Source organism: Pantoea sp. At-9b, from assembly GCF_000175935.2.
Lineage (GTDB): Bacteria > Pseudomonadota > Gammaproteobacteria > Enterobacterales > Enterobacteriaceae > Pantoea.
This window is the reverse complement of record NC_014839.1, coordinates 95,935-116,174: the sequence shown is the minus strand read 5'-3', so window position 1 is coordinate 116,174 and position 20,240 is coordinate 95,935. Positions and strand designations below refer to the sequence as shown.

Here is a 20,240-nt window from a genome sequence, read left to right as displayed (position 1 = left end):
GTTTTCCACTTGCTGTCAGCGAACGGAATTTACCGGTTCCCCGGAGGGGGGGGTCTGGGCTGCAGGCAGGCGATCGCGAGCACTCCCCCAGTAACCATGCTCACGAATTTCACCGCTCATGCCTTCTGCCAGCCAGGCGACGCCTTCCGGGGATGCTTTGTCTGAAAATATGGTCTCAAAGCTTTCAGGCTGCGGGCTGACAATTTCCAGAAAGAAACCATACTCCCCGTTCTCCCTTTCTGGTGAATTCCACCATATGTGGAACAGGCTGCTCTGTTTCCAGCTCTCAAACTGCTCTGCGGATGACCAGTAGGCGATGGCCATCAGGTTATAAAAACCCGCGTGGTCTTTGCATGACGCTATGTCCCAGTGGCCGGGGCCATCCGCTGACGAAAAACGCGCAGTGACTTCATTCAGGGCAGAAATATCCGGACAGTTTCTCCCCTGAATACCGAAGTACGCCATGACTACCCGGCCGGTCAGGGGGGAGAATCGGGCGGTCCAGGCCGGAAAAGGCGGCTTATGTTCTTCTGGCATGGTGGAGGAACATCTGCGCAGGGTACGCAGATGCTCAGGAATGGCAGATTCCATTTCTACTCCTCCTCTTCTTCAGCAGCAGCCTGTTCGGCAATTCGCTCAGGAGGTGAATGCCGTTTAATCACAGTCTTGTTGACTGAAGGATTGAAAAGGAGGCGTGTCACGTCAGGGCGGGAATAGTGGCCTACCGGGTCAGCCGCCAGTTTGGCAAAGGTAATCGCAGAAGAGTCAAGCTCAGCGATAAGCAGTCCTTCCTCATTTTCCCCGAGAGGTGTGACGAGTTCTCTTCCGTCCGGGCCGTAAAGACGGGCATGTCCCCCCCCGGCACTGAGTAACGCTCTCCGGTCGTCGTCAGGACAAAGGAAATCAATCATCTCATCAGAAACCACGGCGCACGGGGCTATCACGAAGCACTGACCCTCTGCGGCATACATGCGTGAAGCCGCCGTGTTGACCTCGGGACCCAGCGCGGCCGTTGCGCTGGTGTAAAGACTGAAGCTGGGCCAGGCGGCAATATGGATCTCCTCATGCTGGGAATACATGGCATAACGGGACAGCGGCTGCAGATGCTCCCAGCAGCAGAGTGCTCCAACGTTCCCCAGAGGTGTCTCCCAGGTAGTCAGAGAGGAACCGTCGCTTTCACCGAACAGCGTACGCTCCACGTGTGTGGCCTTAAGCTTGCGCCGGATGCCAATAGTTTCCCCGTTGCTGCCAATCAGCCACTGTGAGATGTAGAGACTCCCGTGATCGCGCTCGCTGAAGCCCAGAACGACAACGATATTATTTTGCTGTGCTGCATCCGCAATTCGCTTCGCCTGGGCACTGTCCAGCACCAGAGAGTTCTGATGATACTGATAAACCAGGGGCATATTAGTGGCGGGCGAGTTAAGCCATAAAAACCACGGATAACCGGGTATCCAGGTCTCCGGAAAAGCGATGAGCTCCGCACCTTTCTGGGCGGCTTCAGAGATGAGGGCAATTGTTTTGTCTATGGTGCCTTCAAGATCCATAAAAACGGGGGCGGCCTGTACGCAGGCAACGGTAACCGGTTTGTTCATCATGTTCTGTCTCCTGGTAAAATAATTCAGCAGACACAGATATATCCTCTCTTCCGGACGCGGTGTTATGACAGGGAGGAAAGGATTTTTGTCTGAAAAGGAACTGGTCTGAAATTTGCTTTAAATGTACAACTAAGGAGGAGGTTGCTGACATGAATACCTATAACACTGCTGATGTTTTGTATGCTGAACGGAGTGAATATTGGCGTCATGCCATCAGCCGCACGTTTGTTCCGCTGGAGAGTACTTTTTCCGGAGACGATCGGTACGGCGTTATCAGGTCCGGGAACTGGGGTGACCTGCGGCTTTCAGAGGTCAGTTGCAGTGCCCAGAACGTCATAAGATGCCGAAGAGGGGCTGATAATCATCCTGATAATGCCATGCTGCTGAGTTTCATCAGTCAAGGTAAAACGTCCGTGATTCAGGCGGGGAGCCATGCCTGTCTTGGTCAGGGTGAATTCGGGCTTTATGACACGCGCTTTCCTTACGAACTGCACCTTCATGGTGAAACGCGTCAGCATGTGGTGCAGATACCCATAGAGCACCTGAGGAAGGAAATGGGAAAGACAGAACACCTTGTTGCATATTCCTTTGGTAGAAAACATTCCCTGACGCCTTTTCTTTACGTGCTTCTGAATAACCTTATGGCCCAACCAGAAGATATTGCGTACCGCCACACCAGCGTCCTTTACAGACAGTTCCTTGAGCTCCTTACAGTTATTGTCTCAGATGAATGCATAGCAAAAAGATCTTCCCGTTCATCCGCAGGACTGCTGCTTCAGGTTAAAATAATGATAGATCGGCAGCTTTCGGATACAACGCTGTCAGTATCAAGCGTTGCTGAATCATTCCGTATTTCACCGCGTTATCTGAGCATGCTCCTGAAAGGTGATGGTACCACCTTTGGCCGGTATGTCCTGACTCAGAGGCTGAATAAAGCTTCGCTGGCTTTACAGTCCCCCCTGTATTCAAATATACCCATCAGCCAGATTGCATGGGAGTTGGGGTTCAATGATATGGCTTATTTTTCTCGTGCATTCAGGAAGAAATTCAGCTGCTCACCAACAGAATACCGTCATCAGACTGGCGAGGCTTAGCTGGTGATGCTCATATGACAAGTTCCAATTCAGGAAATAAATCTGATGCCTGTCATGATAACTGGCTTTCTGGAAATTCTGTGACGTGATTTTTCACTCCACAGAGCATCAGCCCGGTTTAAAATAATGTATCAAATTTTTCATCGAACCGATGGCATTGATGAAAATATTTAAAAAAACACATAATTGTACTATTAACGTACGTTTTCGTCCCGTTGGACCTCCAACTCCACTCAGAGCGTATGCTTGCCGGCACGCTTTACATTTCGATGAGAAGATTTCGCGAGCGTCTGCCACTTGAATCGCAGATAAAAGATCAAAATGTCATCATTCGTCGGGCTTTGTGCGATTTAGTAAGGATTGGTTATCTGGACTATAACGAGTACAAGAAAGGACGTGAAATTATTAGACTCCTCAGTTCAGTCAGCGCGGTGGCCAGTTTTTGTTGACCAATAAAACGCCTTCAACCTATTTCACCATCACGGCACGCATCACTGAAAACACTGTTGCGGCTGATGAGCTGCTGTCCCGCGCTGGCTGGGAGTGAGCATCAGATATGACGAAAAAGTTTTCACACTATCTCAACGTGACAGGTCAGAAAGGCTCAGATTACTTTTTAACATCTGATTTAAAGTCCATTAATTTCTCAGCGGTGGTCATAGTGATGTGGAATACCCGAATCATCATTCCGGATTTTCAGATAATTACGTCTCCGTGCGGTTAAGCCGCACGGGATTTGATATAGAACGCAGTGTTAACCTCACCTGCTAGGTTGTTGTCGCAGCTTCAGCTGTGCTTTCACCGAAATGTTCACGCATATGCGTTTCGATTTCTTCCAGCGACTTTCCACGTGTTTCAGGCAAAATAACCGCGACAAACACCAGCGATGCCACATTGATTGCGGCAAATATAAAGAATGCATTATTACCAACCAGTGAGAGTAATGGCGGGAAAGCCAGCGCCACGGTGGCGTTGCATATCCACTGAAACGCCACCGCTGAACCGGTTAACACGCCGCGAACTTTCATCGGAAACAGTTCAGACATGAGTAACCAGTACACGGGTGAAATGCACATCTGCATAAAGAAGAGGAAGACAAGTATACAGCCCAGCGCCAACAGACTTTGCGTCAGGCTGTGCGGCATCAGCACCAGTACAGCTCCCAATGCCAGCTGCATGGCAATCACTACCGACAGGCCCGTCAACAACATCGGGCGGCGGCCGAAGTGGCTGACCGATTTGATCCCTGCGAACGTTGCGACCACTGATACCAGACCGTTTCCTATCGTTGCTGCAATCGACGCGCTGGTGCCAAGCCCCGTACTTGTAAGAATGATGGGCGTGTAATACATAAAAGCATTTACGCCAGTGAATTGGGCCACAATCCCCATGCCGCAGCCCAGCAGTAGCAATCGCACTATCCACTTTTCTTTTAACAGTTCACGCGCAGGCAGTCCCTGGCGGGCTTTACGCGCATTCTGGCGCATTTCCGCCATCTCTTTTTTTATTTCGCGCGGGTTCTCACGCAATTTACGCATGATACGCAGCGCTTCATTAAAGCGCCCTTCGGCCACCATCCAGTGTGGTGAGGCCGGCACAAAAAAAGTGCCAATAAACAGCAGCACGCCCGGGATCATTGCCAGCGAAAGCATGTAGCGCCACATGCCCGGATCTTTCAGCAACAGGCTCATGGCCGCACTGACGATGTAAGCCAGTAACTGACCGGAAACGATCATCAGCTCATTCCGGCTGACCAGTGGCGCACGGCGCTTCGGCCCCGCGATTTCGGCGATAAATACCGGAACCGTGGAAGAGCCTCCACCGACCGCAAAACCCAGAATAAATCTCATCACCACCATGATTTCAAGATTAGGCGCAATGGTTGTTCCTAATGCCCCGGCAACAAACAGCACGGCAAGACTGCGAAGCGTAATCCGTCGACCGAAGCGGTCAGAGACATAACCGCTGACAAAGGCCCCGATGGCTGAACCGAAAGTAAGTGCGGAAGTCACCAGTCCCTCGGTGAAGGGTGTGAGATTAAGACCGCCCTGGGAGGCCGGCAATGTCATATACGGCAGAGCTCCGGAAATGATCCCGGTGTCGTAGCCAAACGCCAGCGCGCCCATGGTGGCCACTAACACCACGAAGAACAGACGTTGCTGCACAGATAAGTTGAGAGCGCCGCCATCATCCGATGAGGGCTGAGAAGGGTTATGCATTTTAGCTTCCATGGTTGCCAAAAACACAGCGGAATGCTGTGTAAAGAAAGATATGAGTATAGTCAGGATTTGCAAAATGGGATCTTTCTCACAGAACTACCCTTGCGCCTAACGGACTTGCAGCCTCTTGACATGAGGGAATCGCACGTCAGGATGAGTCTTAAATCCGTAATATCACTTCTTTTATTAATATTTAATTTTAATATCTCACCCATCCTTGGGTGAATATTTAATCATCACAATGCATTGCTCCGCTTAAATGTTCCAATTATTTTTTTGCTTTACGCGTGACAAATATCACATTTTTGCCAGGCTTAATTTACTCACTAAGAAGGAGATACCGATGAACTCATTTACTAATAAGACGCTGATCATGCAGGAATATCCTAAGCCGCCGTTTAAAAAACAACAGCAGCCTGTTCCGGGTCTGACGAGTAAAATGGAACCACGCCCTGACCACGGTGAAACCAGTTACCGGGGCACAGGACGCCTTACCGGGCGTAAGGCTCTGATTACAGGTGGAGATTCAGGCATTGGTCGTGCCGTTGCCATCGCCTATGCGCGTGAAGGTGCTGATGTTGCTATTAATTACCTGCCGGATGAAGAACAGGATGCCGCAGAAGTCGTGAAATTAATCGAGGCCGAAGGGCGGAAAGCCGTCGCCATCCCCGGCGATATTCGGTCGGAAGAATTTTGTCAGAAACTGGTTAAAGAAGCTGCAAGTCAGTTACACGGCCTGGATATTCTGGTAAATAATGCCGGTCGTCAGCAATTTAATGAATCTATTCGCACGCTCTCTACGGAAGATTTTGACGCCACATTTAAGACCAACGTATATGCCATGTTCTGGATAACCAAAGCGGCGCTGCAATATCTGCCTGCCGGTTCATCAATAATAAACACTACGTCAGTGCAGGCTTACGATCCGAGCGCCATTTTACTGGATTACGCCCAGACAAAAGCTTCGATAGCGGCTTTCACCAAAGCCCTTGCAAAGCAGCTGGGTGAACAGCAGATCCGCGTTAATGCTGTCGCACCAGGCCCATACTGGACTCCCCTCCAAATATGCGGGGGTCAGCCGCAGGAAAAAGTTGAGCAGTTTGGTGCCACCGCACCGCTGGGCCGCCCCGGTCAGCCGGCAGAAATTGCGCCTCTTTATGTCACCTTTGCCGAAACCACCAACAGCTTTACCTCTGGCCAGGTATGGTGCTCCGACGGCGGCACCGGCACGGTATGATCGTCAGCAGGATTTATGAAAAATGTGACCACACGCGGTCACGTTGTTGTCTCAGCGTGCAGGGAAGAGCAATGAGTAATCAGGCACTACAATCGCCTATGCAGGAGGATATTAAGTATCACGGCGACTAATCGCTGAACGCCTGGCAAAATCGGGGTTAAATCCGTCAAAAAGGGACCCAAGAAACGGGCTTGTTGTGAGCGGAGGCGCTATTCCTAGACGGTTATGCTTTCTCCGTCGCACAAGCACGGCATGTCGTAGTGACTAGCGGCCATACTCAAGGAGGTCAAAGAGCTCCATACCTACATTACCAAACCGGCGTGAGGGTACGTAGTCCCGTATCACTTCAACGATATTGTGGTGGCGTTTGTCGGCACGGATGCTTCATAAATTGTGAGAACCCCTTCCTCGAGGCCTTCCAGTATATGAAAAAAATGCGTTCCGTTGAACAGCAGGATCCCCGTAACGTGATGAGAAGCATTATGCGCTCTTGCCTTCCCGACCATGTCGGGGAGGTTCCTGAGGGGGACATCATCCGCAATATGGCTACGGTAAATGACAGTTGTAAGCATACTGTCTCCGGTAATGAACAGACTCAATGCCCGCCAGTTTGCTGCACCATTGAAATGTAACTCGTCTTATCTTAATAAACTTACCGGACAAGTTTTAAAAAAAATGTTCCATACTTGACCCATTCTGCCAGTCAAAACGGAGTTCAGCTATGCAAAACCCCACGTTGTTGCAATTTTTTCACTGGTATTATCCACAGGGCGGTAAACTCTGGCCAGAAGCGGCTGTTCGGGCACCCTGGGTGGCAGAAATTGATATTACCATAGTCTGGCTACCTCCGGCTTACAAAGGAGGCGGGGGGGGGGGGAACTTCTGTCGGTTATAACACTTACGATTTGTTTGATTTGGGTGAATTTGATCAAAAGGGCAGTCGTGCTTTCATTGTGGCAGAAGACTGGTCTTACGAAACCGACAAACTGATGCAGTATATTTAACAGGTAGAAGGTAAAACCATGCTGTTTGATGCTCCGCTCCACATGAACTTCTATCAGTCATCAAAAGCAGGCTCAGATTACGATATGAGCCATATTTTTGACAGTACCCTGGTTGAGCGCGATCCGTTCCATGCGGTGACTATCGTTGCCAACCAAGACACTCAGGCATTGCAGTCGCTGGAAGCTCCGGTGGAGCCTTGGTTTAAGCCACTTGCCCACGCTCTCATACTGCTACGTGAAGAAGGGGTTCCAACCGTCTTTTAACCTGACCTGTTTGGTGCCCGCTATGCCGACAGGGGGGAGGACAATCAGGATCATCTGATCGATATGCCCGTCATCCCGGAGCTGGAGACGCTGATCAGTGCCCGCCAGCAATATGCAGATGGTGTGCAGACGAACTACTTTGATCACCCAAACTGCGTCGCATTCAGCCGTAGTGATACGGCCGAAATACCGGGTTGTGTGTCGTGTTATCTAACGGAGAAGCCGGGGGAAAATATATCGCGTTGGGTGTACATCAGTCTGGTACCCGGTGGCGTGACCTTCTGGGGTACCGTGAAGATGAAGTCATTTACGATAGCAGTGGAAACGGTCATTTTTTTTGTAGTGCTGGGAGTGTCAGCGTACGGGTTCAGGATTGGTAATCAGTGCACAGTGTTGTGTGATCATGCCTGTTTTTCTGTGTAGCTTTTCAAAAAGCCACGGCACGTGTTCATTTCAACCAGAACGCAAATCGGCAAATTTATTCGGGACACGATACGCGAATGCAGTTCCGTCCGCTCATCTTGGCGGCAAAGAGCGCAGAATCCGCATCGGTTATCAGCTGCCATCATGAAGTGTTTGACGTATTTTTCGTTGTTCCGGCGATACCAAAGCTGGTCGTAATTTTTATCTGAACGCCATCCTCAGTGCGGAAATCCAGATTATGCAGTTCCTGCCGGATGCACTCAGCGAACCAAAGTGCTGCTGCGCTGCCCTTGCCTAGGATTATCAAAGCAAACTCCTCGCCTCCGATACGGGCTGCCATATCACTCTCTCTTAAATGACCACGGATGAAGTCTGCTGCAGCAATCAGGACCCTGTCGTCTAGCGGGTGCCCGTAACGATTATTAATCATCTTAAAATAATCATAGTCCATGATAACAAGATAAATGTTCACTTCCATGTGGAACCGGGACAACCAGGATTCTCGGGTCACGTCAAAGGCCCGCCGGTTGAACAATCCGGTGAGTGAATCGGTTTCAGCAAGATACTTGGTGCGGCTGGTGAGTTCGGTACGTTCTTCAAGGCGAATTTTCAGGATTTCAATAGAATAAAACAACTGGTCCCGTTCCCCGACCCAAGGAGGGTGTAATGTGATATTTTTATCCTGCGCCATGCTGACAATCATTTTCCGGGCAGTCAGCAGCGGGTGCAATATACGGAACTGCACAACGAAGACCCCGGCGGAGATGAGCCCTGTGATGGCCAGCAGGCTAAAAAGTACAAGTGAAAACAAGTCAGATTCTTTGTCGGCACGCTGATTATATTCTGAAGTAAGCTGCCTCAGATATTCATACTGCGAGCGCTCAAGTAACCTCAGGGTGCTCAGATAGCGCTACGTCAGTCTGACCGCTGAGTAAGAATATTTCCCAGTACCCGAGAGGCCTTCTGAAACGAGCTGACTGATAAGGGGGCGGCCCTCGCTAAAAAACCATTCCCTCGCTTTTGTATGCATGGTGTTAAGCCTGCTTTACTGATGGCCGGAAAATGTTCCTGCCGGAGCAAGGATAGCCCACAGCATACTGACTCGTTAATCTGCACGGTACAGCCCTTCCTGATTTTACTGGGACAGCGGTTTCCCGGTTTGAACAGGTGCTATAAGCCAGGAACCCATGCGTCCGTCGGTATCACGAAGCTCCGTCAGGACAACCACCCACAGCACGGGAGTGGACAGCGACGTATCTTTCTGAAACCATTGTGCGGTTTTCATCAAGACAATGTCATGCAGGATGTCGGAGACGGTGAACATGTCGTCTATCGAGTTCTGCATCTTCATCTGGTCATGTCTGGTGTCAGCGGCTGTCAGGTCGACCTGCAGCCGGGCATCCTGGAGCTTATGCAGTAAAGCGGGGAACTGTGGGCCAGGCAACAGGGATGCCGCCAGTCGTAGTGCGGCATCCTTCCGTTGTCTTGCCCTTTTTATTTTTGGCGAGCCTCTGATTGATGGTCTCCGGTTACTACCATAAGAATATTGGAAGAAGCCCGTTCTACTGGCAGTAAGTGCGCTGCATTCAGCAACTGATATAATTCCTGAATAACCCTCGCGTTCTGTTCTGCCTGTGATGCGGCCTGCCAGGTGCTCCGCAGAATTATCCCGGCCATTACTCCGGACAGGACAATAGCGGCCCCGGCCCACAATCCCAGATGACGGGCAAGACCGCCTCTGCCGGGAGTTTAGACGTCCACGTTCATTCCATCGCCTGCTCTTTTTGTGACTCTGGCATCTTAACTTACTAATTAATATAACGTTGATAGAGTCATACCCTTAAATCATCTACATGGCAAGACAAACACCGGGAGAGGGCTGACTGATTGTGTTCCTATCCTTAAGAGGACGTGATAGCACGAATAGTACCGTGCTTTGCTACAGACGTACTTTCATATGCCAATTAACTCTTCATTTTCAGGGGAAGGTACAGGAAGGTAAGTAACTGGTGATTGCGATCAATATATGAGCGCACGGATGGCAGAATAAGTGACTATTTTTATCGACATGGACAATAAACTCACCGTTTTTTTCGTTAAGAGGAATTGATTAAATCAACCAATTTGATGGCCGGTTGTGGATATGAACGTAAAGGAATTTCTCATCCATCTTGAGCGAAATGCACAATTATCTAACTTGGATAATGATTTACTTCTGATTAACCATCCTGGCTTCCGAAGTGTTAGTTACCCAGTACCAGACTTAAGAGATCGCTCATTCGCTGCGTAATCTTTCCGGCAGATGAACTCATTTGAATTAAAGGCAGAAAGTTCATGCTGCTAAACGTCTCCGACGGATCCTCTCAGGTGAATTAAGCTCAATTCTTACGCATGAATTATGTCACCAGAATACATACAAACTCTGTAAATTGAACACCAGAAGGTAATTTCCATAATCAAGAACCTGTTGCATAAGCTCAGCTGATAACAAACCATATTAGTAAAGCAAGACCGGAAACGATTATTGCAACCGGAAATAAATAGCCGCTTTTGATAGTTCTCCTTCAAATTCGATGATTGGGTCTGCCTCTTTTCCGGTATCATAGCAACTGTCTCCCGGTGCCGCTGAACTTGTGTCATACGGCATGAAAAAACAAGCCGTATCATTCACGTAATTAATCTGTAATATGCTTCTTCTCGGAAGCAGACTTTGTAGAATAGTCTGTGTTATGTTTCTGCAGATAGTCACGAATCAGTTGCCTTACTACCTGTGACGGCGTCAGATCCTGCTGTTGACAGAGTGCTTCAAGAGCTTTTTTCTTTTCGGGATCGATAAGAACAGTCAGCCGGGCGGTCTTATTTTCCATGTTATTACAATCCTGATAGCTCAATATGATAATCTTATGATAATAGCATCTTCTCGGGTCAGGCTCATCATTTTAAAGACGTACTAGCCGTCCGGTCAGATGTTTTAGCTCGCCAAACATGCTGGTGCAAATCTGCGCGGCACTGGTTTGCCAGTGCTTCTCGGGAATATTTCCCCGGAGAAACTCGTGCCTATATGACGACATTGCCGCTGGGTACAGAGCAGAAAAAGACGTCACTGAACACTTGGTGGAGTGCATGATAAAGTGCACTGTCGGATCCGGGCATATCCAGATAGTTCAGTACCAGCCAGCCATCCTCGGAGAGGGCGTTACGACACATCCAAAGAAAGGTTTCACTGCCCTGCAGTGGGTCCATCATGATTGCCGAGTACAGATCCGAAAATATCATTGAGTACCTGATGCCGTTATCCCGCTGCAGGTACTCCAGCGCATTTTCACAGTAATAACAGATATTTCCGGATGAAGGGAGAGAGAAGTAACGTATGGCTATGTCAAGTACGCGTGGACGCAGTTCTACTACGTCCATCGTCATTGAAGGGGCATAGGCATAGAGGGCGAGAAGAAGCCCCCCTCCAATACCAAACAGAAGCACAGGGCCACATTGACGCCTTGTAATGGCCATTAGCATTGCCTGGACATAGTGATTAACCGGAATATATGGATGATGCCGGTTCATTTTGCTCTGTTATAAAGAACATCAAACCGGAGCATGCGGTAATCCTTGTACTCTGAGACGATGATTTCACCATATTCATCTTCTTCATGAAAGATCTCTTTTCCCAACGGCATCAACTTAACTACTCCGTTCAGAACGTCACAGACAAAGCTACTCACACGGCCTTCCTGAAGAAGATATTTCCCCTGCACACGTAAATCTTGCCATACAGATAATGCGATCATTGATGCTTGCTTCACCTGCAAACCAGACCATGTTGCTCCGATAACGCAGCAGACGAATATTCAGGCACAGTTGATCACCGACCTCTACAGCGTCATAAAAGCGCACATGACCAAGAGCAGCAAAATAGAAAAATAATCCACGGTTCATCAGCGGAGGATAATGGGTTACCAGTGTACCTGCAGCCTGAGCCATTGCTTCAAGGATAAGTATCGAAGGAAAAAAACTACCCGGAACCACACCGTTTCGGACGAGTGGGTCACTGTAACAGATGTTTTTTAGAGCTCTGACTTGTCCCTTTTTGAGCTCACTGTCGGGCGAAATCACACGATCAAAAAGCAAAAATGGGAAGCGATGTGGCAGCATCCCGGCCACATTTTCTGGAATTGATAATGGTGCCTGACCTTCCATTCACATAACCCGGCAAGATGAAATAAAGGGTGAATGATAATGCTAATAACATTATAATGTAATTTAAATTATATTAAACTGTTTCGTGGTGAAGACATCATTTACAGATTCCAGTCCGGCCATAACAGTGCCTGCTCTGATGAGACTTCCCACTATGAATTCTGACTTTTCACTGTTTACCGGGATTACTGATATGCAATGTCCAGCCTGCCCTGAATGTCATTTTGAATTCACTTATGTTGACCGTGGCATTCACATCTGCCCGGAGTGTGCCCATGAATGGGACAATGGCAAACCAGAAGAAGACAACGAAGCTAACGTTGTCAGAGATGCCAACGGAAACATACTGACTGATGGTGATACAATTACAATTATCAAAGATCTGAAGGTAAAAGGAAGTTCGTCAAGTCTGAAGATCGGGACACGTGTGAAAGGCATTCGTCTTGTGGAGGGTGATCATAATATTGACTGTCGGATCGAAGGATTTGGTTCAATGAAACTCAAATCGGAATTTGTCAGAAAAAACTGATTTGGCTACTCGGCTGACTATTGATATTGGTTGATACAGGTTGCCTTCTTTTGCTCTTACAGATTCTGTAACGTTCATGGCTTTATACTTGCCGTTACTGGAGATATACATGTGAAATACGATGTCTCAGTTCCGGAGCTAAGGTGTATGTAGGGAGGGTTTTGTTGTCAGTAATGTAAACTCCTCCCCATACAGAAGCACAGCTATTCTCAGAATGTGTACAGGATGCCGAGAGTGAGTGCCGTTTCATTATGCCGGAATACGACCGGACTCCTTTCAGCATCCTTATTCAGCCAGATGTAGTCGGCACTGATCAGCGCTCCCCAGTGCGGAGTGAACTGATGACTCCATGTCAGGTTGCTATCCGCGCCATAAAAACCAGCGGGAGCCTGATATTCCGTATAGCCAGTGCGGCTGCTTTGCGCGGCACTGACACCATATAACGTGTTCATATATCGACTGTCGCCGAATAATGCCGCGGTGCTGAAGGCCACCGTATCCGTGCTGGTCTGGAGTGGGATCAGAGTGGCGGAGGCCTGATAATTCACGCCCTGGCTGTCGCTCAGCGGTAGGATTGCTTTGCCTTCAAGTGTCAGCCAGTGGGTGACCGACCAGCCAACCGTGACAGCCGTGTTAACCGCAGCTTTAATGTTTCCCATGCCTTTCAGCCTGTCGCTGCCATCCCGCCAGTCCGAATTCTGTTCTGAGCGCCCCAGATTGTATCCCAGCGAATGTTCGAGGTAGAGTCCGCTGTCGCTCTGCAGGTCATATCCCACGCCTTTCTGCGAATCAATAAAAAATGCCCCATCCCGAGCCTGCGCCAGCGGTACCAACTGCCAGCGGTGCTTATCTGACCCGCTGTAACGGGGCAGGCTCTGACCTGCCATCCCGATGGAAAAATTCTTCTGTGATGGCAAGGCATCATCTGCCCGTGCGCTACCCGCTGTACCAGTCAGTACTAAACAGGCCGTATACAACGTGAGTTTTCTGGTTATCATTGTGCTTCTCCGTACCTGAATCGTCAGCAGGCGGTTGTCGTGGGCCGCGTATGCTTGGTGAATATACGGAGGCAGTGTCAATAAACTGTCAGGGATTTATGAAGAAACGGTCAAGGTGGCCTGAATGTCCGGAAAACGAATACAGATTATTGAAGACGATGCGGATGCAGCGGATGTGCTGGGTGCGTATCTGCGACGGGAAAACTATGACGTGTCCATGGCACACGACGGTCCGTCAGGACTGGAGATGAGCCAGCGTCTGCGTCCAGACCTTATCCTGCTTGATGTGATGCTGCCGGGCATGAACGGCACTGAAATCCTTGCCGCCGTCCGGCGTAAAGGGAACACGCCGGTTATCATGGTGACCGCGATGGGGGATTTGCCGGATAAAATTGGTGCCCTGCGCTACGGTGCCGATGACTATGTCGTCAAACCCTATAATCCCGGTGAAGTGGTGGCACGCGTCCAGGCGGTTCTGCGACGTGCCTCGCAGGAACCGGAAGTGCAGTCATTACGCTGGCAGGGGCTGGAGGTGGATACCACCATGATGACGGCGGGGGTCAGTCATAGCGATGGCAGGCTTACCAGCCTTGAGCTGACCCCGACTGAATTCAGTCTGCTGACCACACTGATGGGCGCACCAGTACGCCCCTTTTCACGCCAGACCCTGCTGGAACGCTGCCTGCCGGAGAGTGACGCGCTGGAGAGAGCGGTCGATACCCATGTCTATAACCTGCGTAAAAAACTTGAAGCTGCCGGAATTTCTGACGTGCTGGTGAATGTGCGCGCTGTCGGCTACCGGTTCCGTCAGCCATGAAGACGCTACAGCAGCAGACCCTGTGGCGCTGGATTTGCGTGCGGATTCTGGCGCTGGCAGTGGGTTCCGTGGTGGTGATTGCGCTGTGCATGTGGCTGCGTTTTGCCGTTGAGAGCCTGTGGATACAGCACCGGATGCCACTAGTTCTGCGCGAGGAGTTTGCCCTGCTGCGCGCGCATCCGGCATCGGACCCGGCCCGCTTTCATCAGATTGTGGATGCATGGTGGGGTATCAGCTACTCAGATCCCTCCATCGCCTCGGCGGACTGGCTGACGGTCGCTATTCTGGTGGTGGTCATCATCCCCTTTATTGTGGTGCTGGGGTTACGTTCTGCCCGGCCACTGGCGGCGCAGTTCGGCCATCTGACGGCGGCCGCCAGTGCAGTGTCCTCGGGGAATTTCAGTGCTCAGGCCGCGCAGGTGGATGATGCTCCGCTGGAGATGGGCCGCTTTACCCGTGACTTCAATACCATGATGCAGCAACTGGCGCGTTACGATCGTGAACTGCGGGCGTCCCATGTGGCGATGGCGCATGAGTTGCGTTCGCCGCTGACGGCAGCCATTGGCCGTTTGCAGGGGATGATGGACGGCGTGTTTACTCCTGAACCCCGGCAACTGGCGATGGTTATGAAACAACTGCAACTTCTCAGCCGACTGACGGATGAACTGCACCTGCTGTCGCTGGCTGATGCCGGTCAGCTCAGCCTGAATAAATCGGTGACGGACCTGACGGGCTTGCTGAGCGAGCGGGCAGCGTGGCTGGCTCCGCAGGCGCAGGACGCGGGTATGCGCTTTAGCGTCATCTCTGACGCAGCCTGTCTCTGTGAGGCTGACCCGGTCCGTCTGGGGCAGGTGGTGACCATAGTGATGGAAAACGCCCTGCGCTATGCCGCAGAGGGGGGCGTGCTCACCGCCGTAGCGCGGATAGTGCCGACGGGATGTGAAATGGTTTTCTGCGACCGTGGTCCGGGTGTGCCAGCCGATTTTCTCCCGGTCATGTTTGAGCGCTTCACACGGGGAGAATCGTCACGCGCGCGGCATTCCGGTGGCAGCGGACTGGGCCTGTCCATCGCACGCGGCATCTGCGAGGCACACGGTGGCAGCATTCACGCCACCCGAGGTGAGTCGCGCGGGCTGGTTATCACCATCACTCTACCTGCCGGAAATATCCACCCATAAATCTGCCGTCTTGACAGCTTCCTGACAGAACGCAGGGGTAAATCCTGACACTGTTCCGGTTGAATGGCCGGAACTTTGTTCAGGAACACTGCCATGACGGAAAATCTTTCTGACCTGCCCGATTGCGTGCGGCAGGTACTGCGCCACCTATTCACGCTCCACCGGCTGGCCCTGCCGGGATACTGCCTGCTGGCGCTGCCGGTCGCTCTGCTGCTGACTGCCTGCGGCGGAAAGCCGGAAAAACAGGCGACACCGCCACGACCGGTTCGCACCATCACGGCTCCCGCGCCAGCAGGTATCGGTCTGCTGGCACGGACCGGTGAAATCCGCCCGCACGATGAAGTGGCGCTGGGCTTCCGCCTCGATGGCCGCCTGCTGACGCGCACGGTGGATGTGGGTGACAGCGTGACGGCGGGGCAACTGCTGGGCACGCTGGAGAGTGATACGCCACAGAATCAGCTCAACAGCGCACGCGCTGACCTTACCAGCGCTCAGGCCGCTGAGCGTCTGGCGGCACTGAACCTGAAACGCATGACGCAGCTGATGCCCTCCGGGGCCATTGCCCGCGTGCAGCTGGATACCGCCCGTTCAGACTGGCAGACCGCAGCATCACGCCGTCAGAGCAGTGAAGCCGCGCTGAAGACGGCGCAGGACAATCTGAGCTGGACGCGCCTGACTGCACCGGCCGCAGGCGTGGTCACGCAGGTCAGCGCGCAGCCGGGGCAGGTGCTGAGTGCCGGACAACCTGTGGTAACGCTGGCTGTCAGCGGGGGCCGGGATGCCGTGATCGACGTGACAGACCCGCAGCAGTTTTCCCGCCAGGCCGGAACATTCATTATTTCTCTCACCAGTGACCCGGCAGTGAACTGTACCGGGTCGCTGCGTGATATCAGTCCACAGGCGGACCCGCAGACCCGTACCTGGCGTGTGCGTATCCGCCTCACTGACCCGCCATCCGGCATGATGCTGGGAGCTAGCGTGCAGGTCAGACTGACCGCATCCGGGCCGGGGCTGATCTCCCTGCCAGCGTCGGCGCTGACTTGGACCGGCGGAAAACCGGCGGTGTTCGTGGTCAACAAGCTCTCGCACCAGCTGGAATTCAGACCCATTACCCTCGGCGGATACACCGCCAGCGCTATTATGGTGTCTGCCGGTGTGGCGCCTGGCGATGCGGTGGTGATTGCAGGCGTCAGCCAGCTGCGGCAGGGAGAAACCGTCGCCTTTGGAGAGGAGGCAGAATGAACCGCTCATCCTTCAATCTCTCGGCCTGGGCGCTGAATCATCAGCAGCTCATTATCTTTTTTATGTTGCTGGTGATGGCCGCAGGCATCCTGAGCTTTGAAAAGCTGCCGCGTAACGAAGACCCGGCCTTTACGATCAAGACTGCGGTGGTATCAGCTTCTTGGCCGGGAGCCACCGTGCAGGATACGGTCAACCTGGTGACGGACACGCTGGAGAAAAAGCTACAGGAGATCCCGTATCTGGATTATGTAGAAAGCGACACGCACGCCGGTCAGTCGGTGATCTTTGCCAACCTGAGGGATGATACCCCGCCCGCTCAGGTACCGGGCATCTGGTATCAGGTGAGCAAAAAGATGCAGGATATCGCCGCGTCGCTGCCATCCGGCGTACAGGGACCGGCGGTTGATGACGAATTTGATGATACCTTTGGCACCATCTACGGGTTTACCGCTGAGGGATTTAGCCCGCGGGAACTGCGCGATCGGGTGGAGGATATCCGCCGCGACCTGATGTCGTTGCCGGACGTGGGAAAAATCCGCCTGATCGGGGTGCAGGAAGAACAACTCGTCATTGCTTTCTCCCCGCGCCAGCTGGCGGGTATGGGGATTACCCTGCAACAGGTCAGTGACGGGCTGAAGGCGCAGAATGCGGTCGAGCCTGCCGGCACGCTGCGTACGGACCGCGAGCAGGTATCGCTTCGCGTCAGCGGCGCGCTGACGTCGGAAAAGAGCCTGCAGGCGGTCACGCTGCATATCGATGGTTGTTATATTCCCCTGACCGCTATCGCCACTGTCCGTCGCGAAACGGCAGAACCCCCGTCACCGGTGTTCCGCGTCAACGGAAAACCAGCCATCGGTCTGGCGATTTCTATGGCCGCCACCGGGAATATGACCGACTTTGGTCAGGCCCTGAATACCCGCATGGGGCTGATCAGCCAGCAGCTGCCGCACGGAATCGAGATGGTGAAAGTCGCCGACCAGTCGGCCGTGGTGGCAAACGCCATCAGCGGATTTATCCGCGTGCTGGCTGAAGCCGTCGCCATCGTGCTTGCCGTGTCGTTTTTGTCACTGGGCCTGCGCGCTGGCCTGGTAGTGGCAGCGGCGATACCGCTGGTACTGGCTCTGACCTTTACCGGCATGCTGCTTGCCGGCATCGGTCTGCAACGCATCTCGCTCGGTGCGCTGATTATCGCGCTCGGTCTGCTGGTTGATGATGCCATGATAACGGTGGAAACCATGGTATCGCGCCTTGAAGCGGGTGAACCACGCCGCGCGGCGGCTACCTATGCTTTCAGGACAACTGCGTTTCCGATGCTGACCGGTACGCTGGTGATGATTGCCGGGTTTATTCCGGTGGGATTTGCGGCCTCCAGCGCCGGGGAATACTGCTACACGCTGTTTGCCGTGATGCTGATCGCGCTGCTCTGTTCATGGGTGGTCGCCATCCTGTTTTCGCCGCTTATCGGTGTACAGATTTTACCCGTAACACTGAAAATACATGTGGACAGCGGGGCGCCGGGCAGGCTCCGGCGCGGATATTATCGTCTGCTGGCCATAACCCTGCGTCACCGGGCAATGACTGTCGGAGCCGCGCTGGTTCTGCTGGGGTTTGCTGCGTATGGCACGACCTTTATGCAGGGTGAATTCTTCCCCGCCTCTGACAGGCCCGAACTGCTGGTCACCCTGACGCTGGCGGCTGACGCCTCTCAGGGCGAAACCGGGCGTCAGACAGCCCGACTGGAAAAAGCATTAATCCGTGACCCGAATGTTGACCATTTTTCCAGTTATATCGGGTCAGGGGCGATACGCTTTTACCTGCCGATGGATGTCCTGCTGGATAATGAAAACACTGCCCAGCTGGTGGTGGTGGCGAAAGACCTGCCGGCGCGCGACCGGCTGCAAAGCACGTTGGATAACCTGCTTGCCCGCCAGTTCAGCGACATCACCAGCCGCGTTTCCCCACTGGAACTTGGTCCGCCGGTGGGCTGGCCGGTGAAATACCGCATCACCGGACCGGACTACGGGGAGGTAAAGGTGATTGCGCATAAGCTGGCGTCAGTACTCGGTCAGAGTCCCTGTACGCGTGAGGTCAACCTCAGCGCGGGGGAGCCGGAACGGGTCATCACCCTCAACGTTAATCAGACGGCCGCCAGGGCGGCGGGCGTGTCGTCGCAGCGTATCGCTCAGATGCTGAATACCGTCTGGTCAGGGTCGACAGTCACCACGGTGCGTGATGGTCATCGTCTGATTGATGTGGTGCTGCGCGCGGATGACGCGGAGCGTCAGGATTTAACGACGTTGTCCGGCATGCTGCTGACCAATGACCAGGGGCAGAAAATACCGCTCAGCCAGGTTGCCACACCTGAATGGGGCCTGGATGACCCGGTTATCTGGCGGCGTCAGTGGCTGCCTCTCAACAACTGCTGCCATTGGTGAACCGGCTACGTGCCACACTGCCGCCTGGTTATAAGATAGAGGAGGGCGGGACGGTGGCTGAATCAGATAAAGGCAACAACTCCATGTATGCCATGCTGCCGGTGACGCTGACGGTGATGCTGATGTTGTTGATGGTACAACTTAAGCGGTTTTCCCGTATGCTGCTGGCACTGCTGATGGCGCCCTTTGGGCTCATCGGTATTGTGCTGGCGATGTTGCCAACCGGCACACCAATGGGGTTTGTCGCGCTGCTGGGCATTATTGCGCTGGCGGGTGTGATAATCCGCAACGCGGTGATTCTTATCAGTGAAGCTGACAACAATGTACGGGAAGGCATGGTGTATGACGCGGCGATCATCACCGCAGCCGGGCACCGTGCCCGGCCGATACTGCTGACCGCCTGTGCGGCGATACTCGGAATGCTGCCGATTTCAGAACAGGTATTCTGGGGGCCTATGGCGTATGTCATTATCGGGGGATTACTGGTGGCAACACTGGTGACGCTGACGGTTCTTCCGGCCGCAATGAGTCTGGTTATGCAGAAAGAACGGTCATGGTCAGACAAGCGGTGATTGTCGGGGTTATTCCGGAAGGCGTTACGCAGGCGATGGAGTACGTTTATTCAGTAATAATAACTGGCTGAAATAAATGATTAATGACTTTATCGTTATTATGCATGTGAAATTTCAAACAAGGTTTACCGGAAAGTGGAAGTGACGAAACGAGCGCTGATGCCCGTTTACCGAACACTGATAAGTACAGGTATGGCTTTATTATTTATTTCATACAGTACTATATCCTCCATTAATGATGACCCTGAAGCCTGAATATTTATAATTCACTTCAATGTGAGAGAGATTGCTTGTGATTAATAAGGTTGAAATTGTATTAACTATAATGCGGAGCTGTTAATTAAACCTCATCATTATAAGGGAGTCAGAAAAATGCGCATAATGTTTTTTATTTACCGATGAAATATAGCTACCAATTGATTTAAAGATAATT

The 20,240-nt window shown here is 52.2% G+C and carries 17 protein-coding genes and 3 pseudogenes; 8 read left to right on the top strand and 12 right to left on the bottom strand.

Translation table 11 applies throughout. The features are described from left to right. Positions 1 to 15: 15 nt before the first annotated feature. Both PAT9B_RS31380 and PAT9B_RS24400 read right to left on the bottom strand, forming a co-directional pair. Entirely contained in the window at positions 16 to 591 is a 576-nt protein-coding gene (locus PAT9B_RS31380; protein ID WP_255360075.1) for a phenylacetaldoxime dehydratase family protein, read from the bottom strand. Between the two features lie 2 nt (positions 592 to 593). Continuing rightward, positions 594 to 1,595 (bottom strand): carbon-nitrogen hydrolase family protein, encoded by a 1,002-nt coding sequence (locus PAT9B_RS24400; RefSeq protein WP_049792250.1) that lies wholly within the window; start codon positions 1,593 to 1,595, stop codon positions 594 to 596. A gap of 152 nt (positions 1,596 to 1,747) precedes the next feature. Here PAT9B_RS24400 and PAT9B_RS24395 point away from each other — a divergent pair, with 152 nt between their 5' ends. After that, a complete protein-coding gene (locus tag PAT9B_RS24395; RefSeq protein WP_013511965.1) occupies positions 1,748 to 2,692 on the top strand; it encodes an AraC family transcriptional regulator in 945 nt (314 codons plus the stop codon). A 767-nt stretch (positions 2,693 to 3,459) separates the two neighbouring features. On the opposite strand, the gene PAT9B_RS24390 is transcribed toward PAT9B_RS24395, so the two are convergent. Then, on the bottom strand, positions 3,460 to 4,911 hold the full coding sequence (locus PAT9B_RS24390; protein WP_013511964.1) for a sugar porter family MFS transporter: 1,452 nt from the start codon (positions 4,909 to 4,911) through the stop codon (positions 3,460 to 3,462). Positions 4,912 to 5,254: 343 nt separating this feature from the next. Here PAT9B_RS24390 and PAT9B_RS24385 point away from each other — a divergent pair, with 343 nt between their 5' ends. Continuing rightward, positions 5,255 to 6,148: an SDR family oxidoreductase gene (locus tag PAT9B_RS24385; protein ID WP_013511963.1), complete on the top strand. Its 894-nt coding sequence runs from the start codon at positions 5,255 to 5,257 to the stop codon at positions 6,146 to 6,148. Positions 6,149 to 6,415: 267 nt separating this feature from the next. Here the strand turns inward: PAT9B_RS24385 and PAT9B_RS24380 are convergent. Then, positions 6,416 to 6,720 (bottom strand): annotated as a pseudogene (locus PAT9B_RS24380) (BLUF domain-containing protein); the annotation flags it as partial. A 149-nt stretch (positions 6,721 to 6,869) separates the two neighbouring features. Here PAT9B_RS24380 and PAT9B_RS29920 point away from each other — a divergent pair. Next, positions 6,870 to 7,796, top strand: a pseudogene (locus PAT9B_RS29920) (hypothetical protein). A gap of 185 nt (positions 7,797 to 7,981) precedes the next feature. Here PAT9B_RS29920 and PAT9B_RS24370 read toward each other — a convergent pair. The 7 genes from PAT9B_RS24370 to PAT9B_RS29915 all read right to left on the bottom strand — a co-directional run bounded on the left by PAT9B_RS24370 (position 7,982) and on the right by PAT9B_RS29915 (position 12,036). After that, positions 7,982 to 8,650 carry a GGDEF domain-containing protein gene (locus PAT9B_RS24370; RefSeq protein WP_041526148.1) on the bottom strand — a complete coding sequence of 223 codons (669 nt, stop codon included), beginning with the start codon at positions 8,648 to 8,650 and terminating at the stop codon, positions 7,982 to 7,984. Positions 8,651 to 8,974: 324 nt separating this feature from the next. Further along, positions 8,975 to 9,190, bottom strand: a complete 216-nt coding sequence (locus PAT9B_RS24365; RefSeq protein WP_150105866.1) for a hypothetical protein — start codon at positions 9,188 to 9,190, stop codon at positions 8,975 to 8,977. Positions 9,191 to 10,316: 1,126 nt separating this feature from the next. Beyond that, the gene (locus PAT9B_RS31375) at positions 10,317 to 10,361 is read right to left on the bottom strand and encodes a hypothetical protein (RefSeq protein WP_255360080.1); all 45 of its coding nucleotides are present in this window, start codon (positions 10,359 to 10,361) and stop codon (positions 10,317 to 10,319) included. Positions 10,362 to 10,514: 153 nt separating this feature from the next. Next, complete coding sequence (locus tag PAT9B_RS24355; RefSeq protein ID WP_013511961.1) at positions 10,515 to 10,706, bottom strand: ribbon-helix-helix protein, CopG family; 192 nt, start codon at positions 10,704 to 10,706, stop codon at positions 10,515 to 10,517. 190 nt (positions 10,707 to 10,896) lie between these two features. Then, on the bottom strand, positions 10,897 to 11,349 hold the full coding sequence (locus PAT9B_RS31185) for a spermidine synthase (protein WP_223300515.1): 453 nt from the start codon (positions 11,347 to 11,349) through the stop codon (positions 10,897 to 10,899). 50 nt (positions 11,350 to 11,399) lie between these two features. Continuing rightward, complete coding sequence (locus PAT9B_RS31180; protein WP_223300514.1) at positions 11,400 to 11,561, bottom strand: hypothetical protein; 162 nt, start codon at positions 11,559 to 11,561, stop codon at positions 11,400 to 11,402. Then, positions 11,554 to 12,036, bottom strand: a complete 483-nt coding sequence (locus PAT9B_RS29915; RefSeq protein WP_013511960.1) for a 3-hydroxyacyl-ACP dehydratase FabZ family protein — start codon at positions 12,034 to 12,036, stop codon at positions 11,554 to 11,556. The genes PAT9B_RS31180 and PAT9B_RS29915 overlap by 8 nt, the downstream gene beginning before the upstream one ends. Positions 12,037 to 12,229: 193 nt before the next feature. Between PAT9B_RS29915 and PAT9B_RS24345 the strand changes: the two genes are divergently transcribed. Further along, positions 12,230 to 12,565 carry a zinc ribbon domain-containing protein YjdM gene (locus PAT9B_RS24345; RefSeq protein WP_041526201.1) on the top strand — a complete coding sequence of 112 codons (336 nt, stop codon included), beginning with the start codon at positions 12,230 to 12,232 and terminating at the stop codon, positions 12,563 to 12,565. 209 nt (positions 12,566 to 12,774) lie between these two features. On the opposite strand, the gene PAT9B_RS24340 is transcribed toward PAT9B_RS24345, so the two are convergent. Beyond that, positions 12,775 to 13,563: a MipA/OmpV family protein gene (locus tag PAT9B_RS24340; RefSeq protein ID WP_013511958.1), complete on the bottom strand. Its 789-nt coding sequence runs from the start codon at positions 13,561 to 13,563 to the stop codon at positions 12,775 to 12,777. Between the two features lie 124 nt (positions 13,564 to 13,687). Between PAT9B_RS24340 and PAT9B_RS24335 the strand changes: the two genes are divergently transcribed. From PAT9B_RS24335 to PAT9B_RS24320, 4 genes and pseudogenes are all read left to right on the top strand, one after another. Next, complete coding sequence (locus PAT9B_RS24335; RefSeq protein WP_013511957.1) at positions 13,688 to 14,380, top strand: response regulator; 693 nt, start codon at positions 13,688 to 13,690, stop codon at positions 14,378 to 14,380. Next, positions 14,377 to 15,558, top strand: a complete 1,182-nt coding sequence (locus PAT9B_RS24330; RefSeq protein ID WP_013511956.1) for a cell wall metabolism sensor histidine kinase WalK — start codon at positions 14,377 to 14,379, stop codon at positions 15,556 to 15,558. The genes PAT9B_RS24335 and PAT9B_RS24330 overlap by 4 nt, the downstream gene beginning before the upstream one ends. A gap of 93 nt (positions 15,559 to 15,651) precedes the next feature. After that, positions 15,652 to 16,800: an efflux RND transporter periplasmic adaptor subunit gene (locus PAT9B_RS24325; protein WP_013511955.1), complete on the top strand. Its 1,149-nt coding sequence runs from the start codon at positions 15,652 to 15,654 to the stop codon at positions 16,798 to 16,800. Further along, positions 16,797 to 19,807, top strand: a pseudogene (locus PAT9B_RS24320) (efflux RND transporter permease subunit). Before PAT9B_RS24325 ends, PAT9B_RS24320 begins: the two are co-directional and overlap by 4 nt. Positions 19,808 to 20,240: the final 433 nt, after the last annotated feature.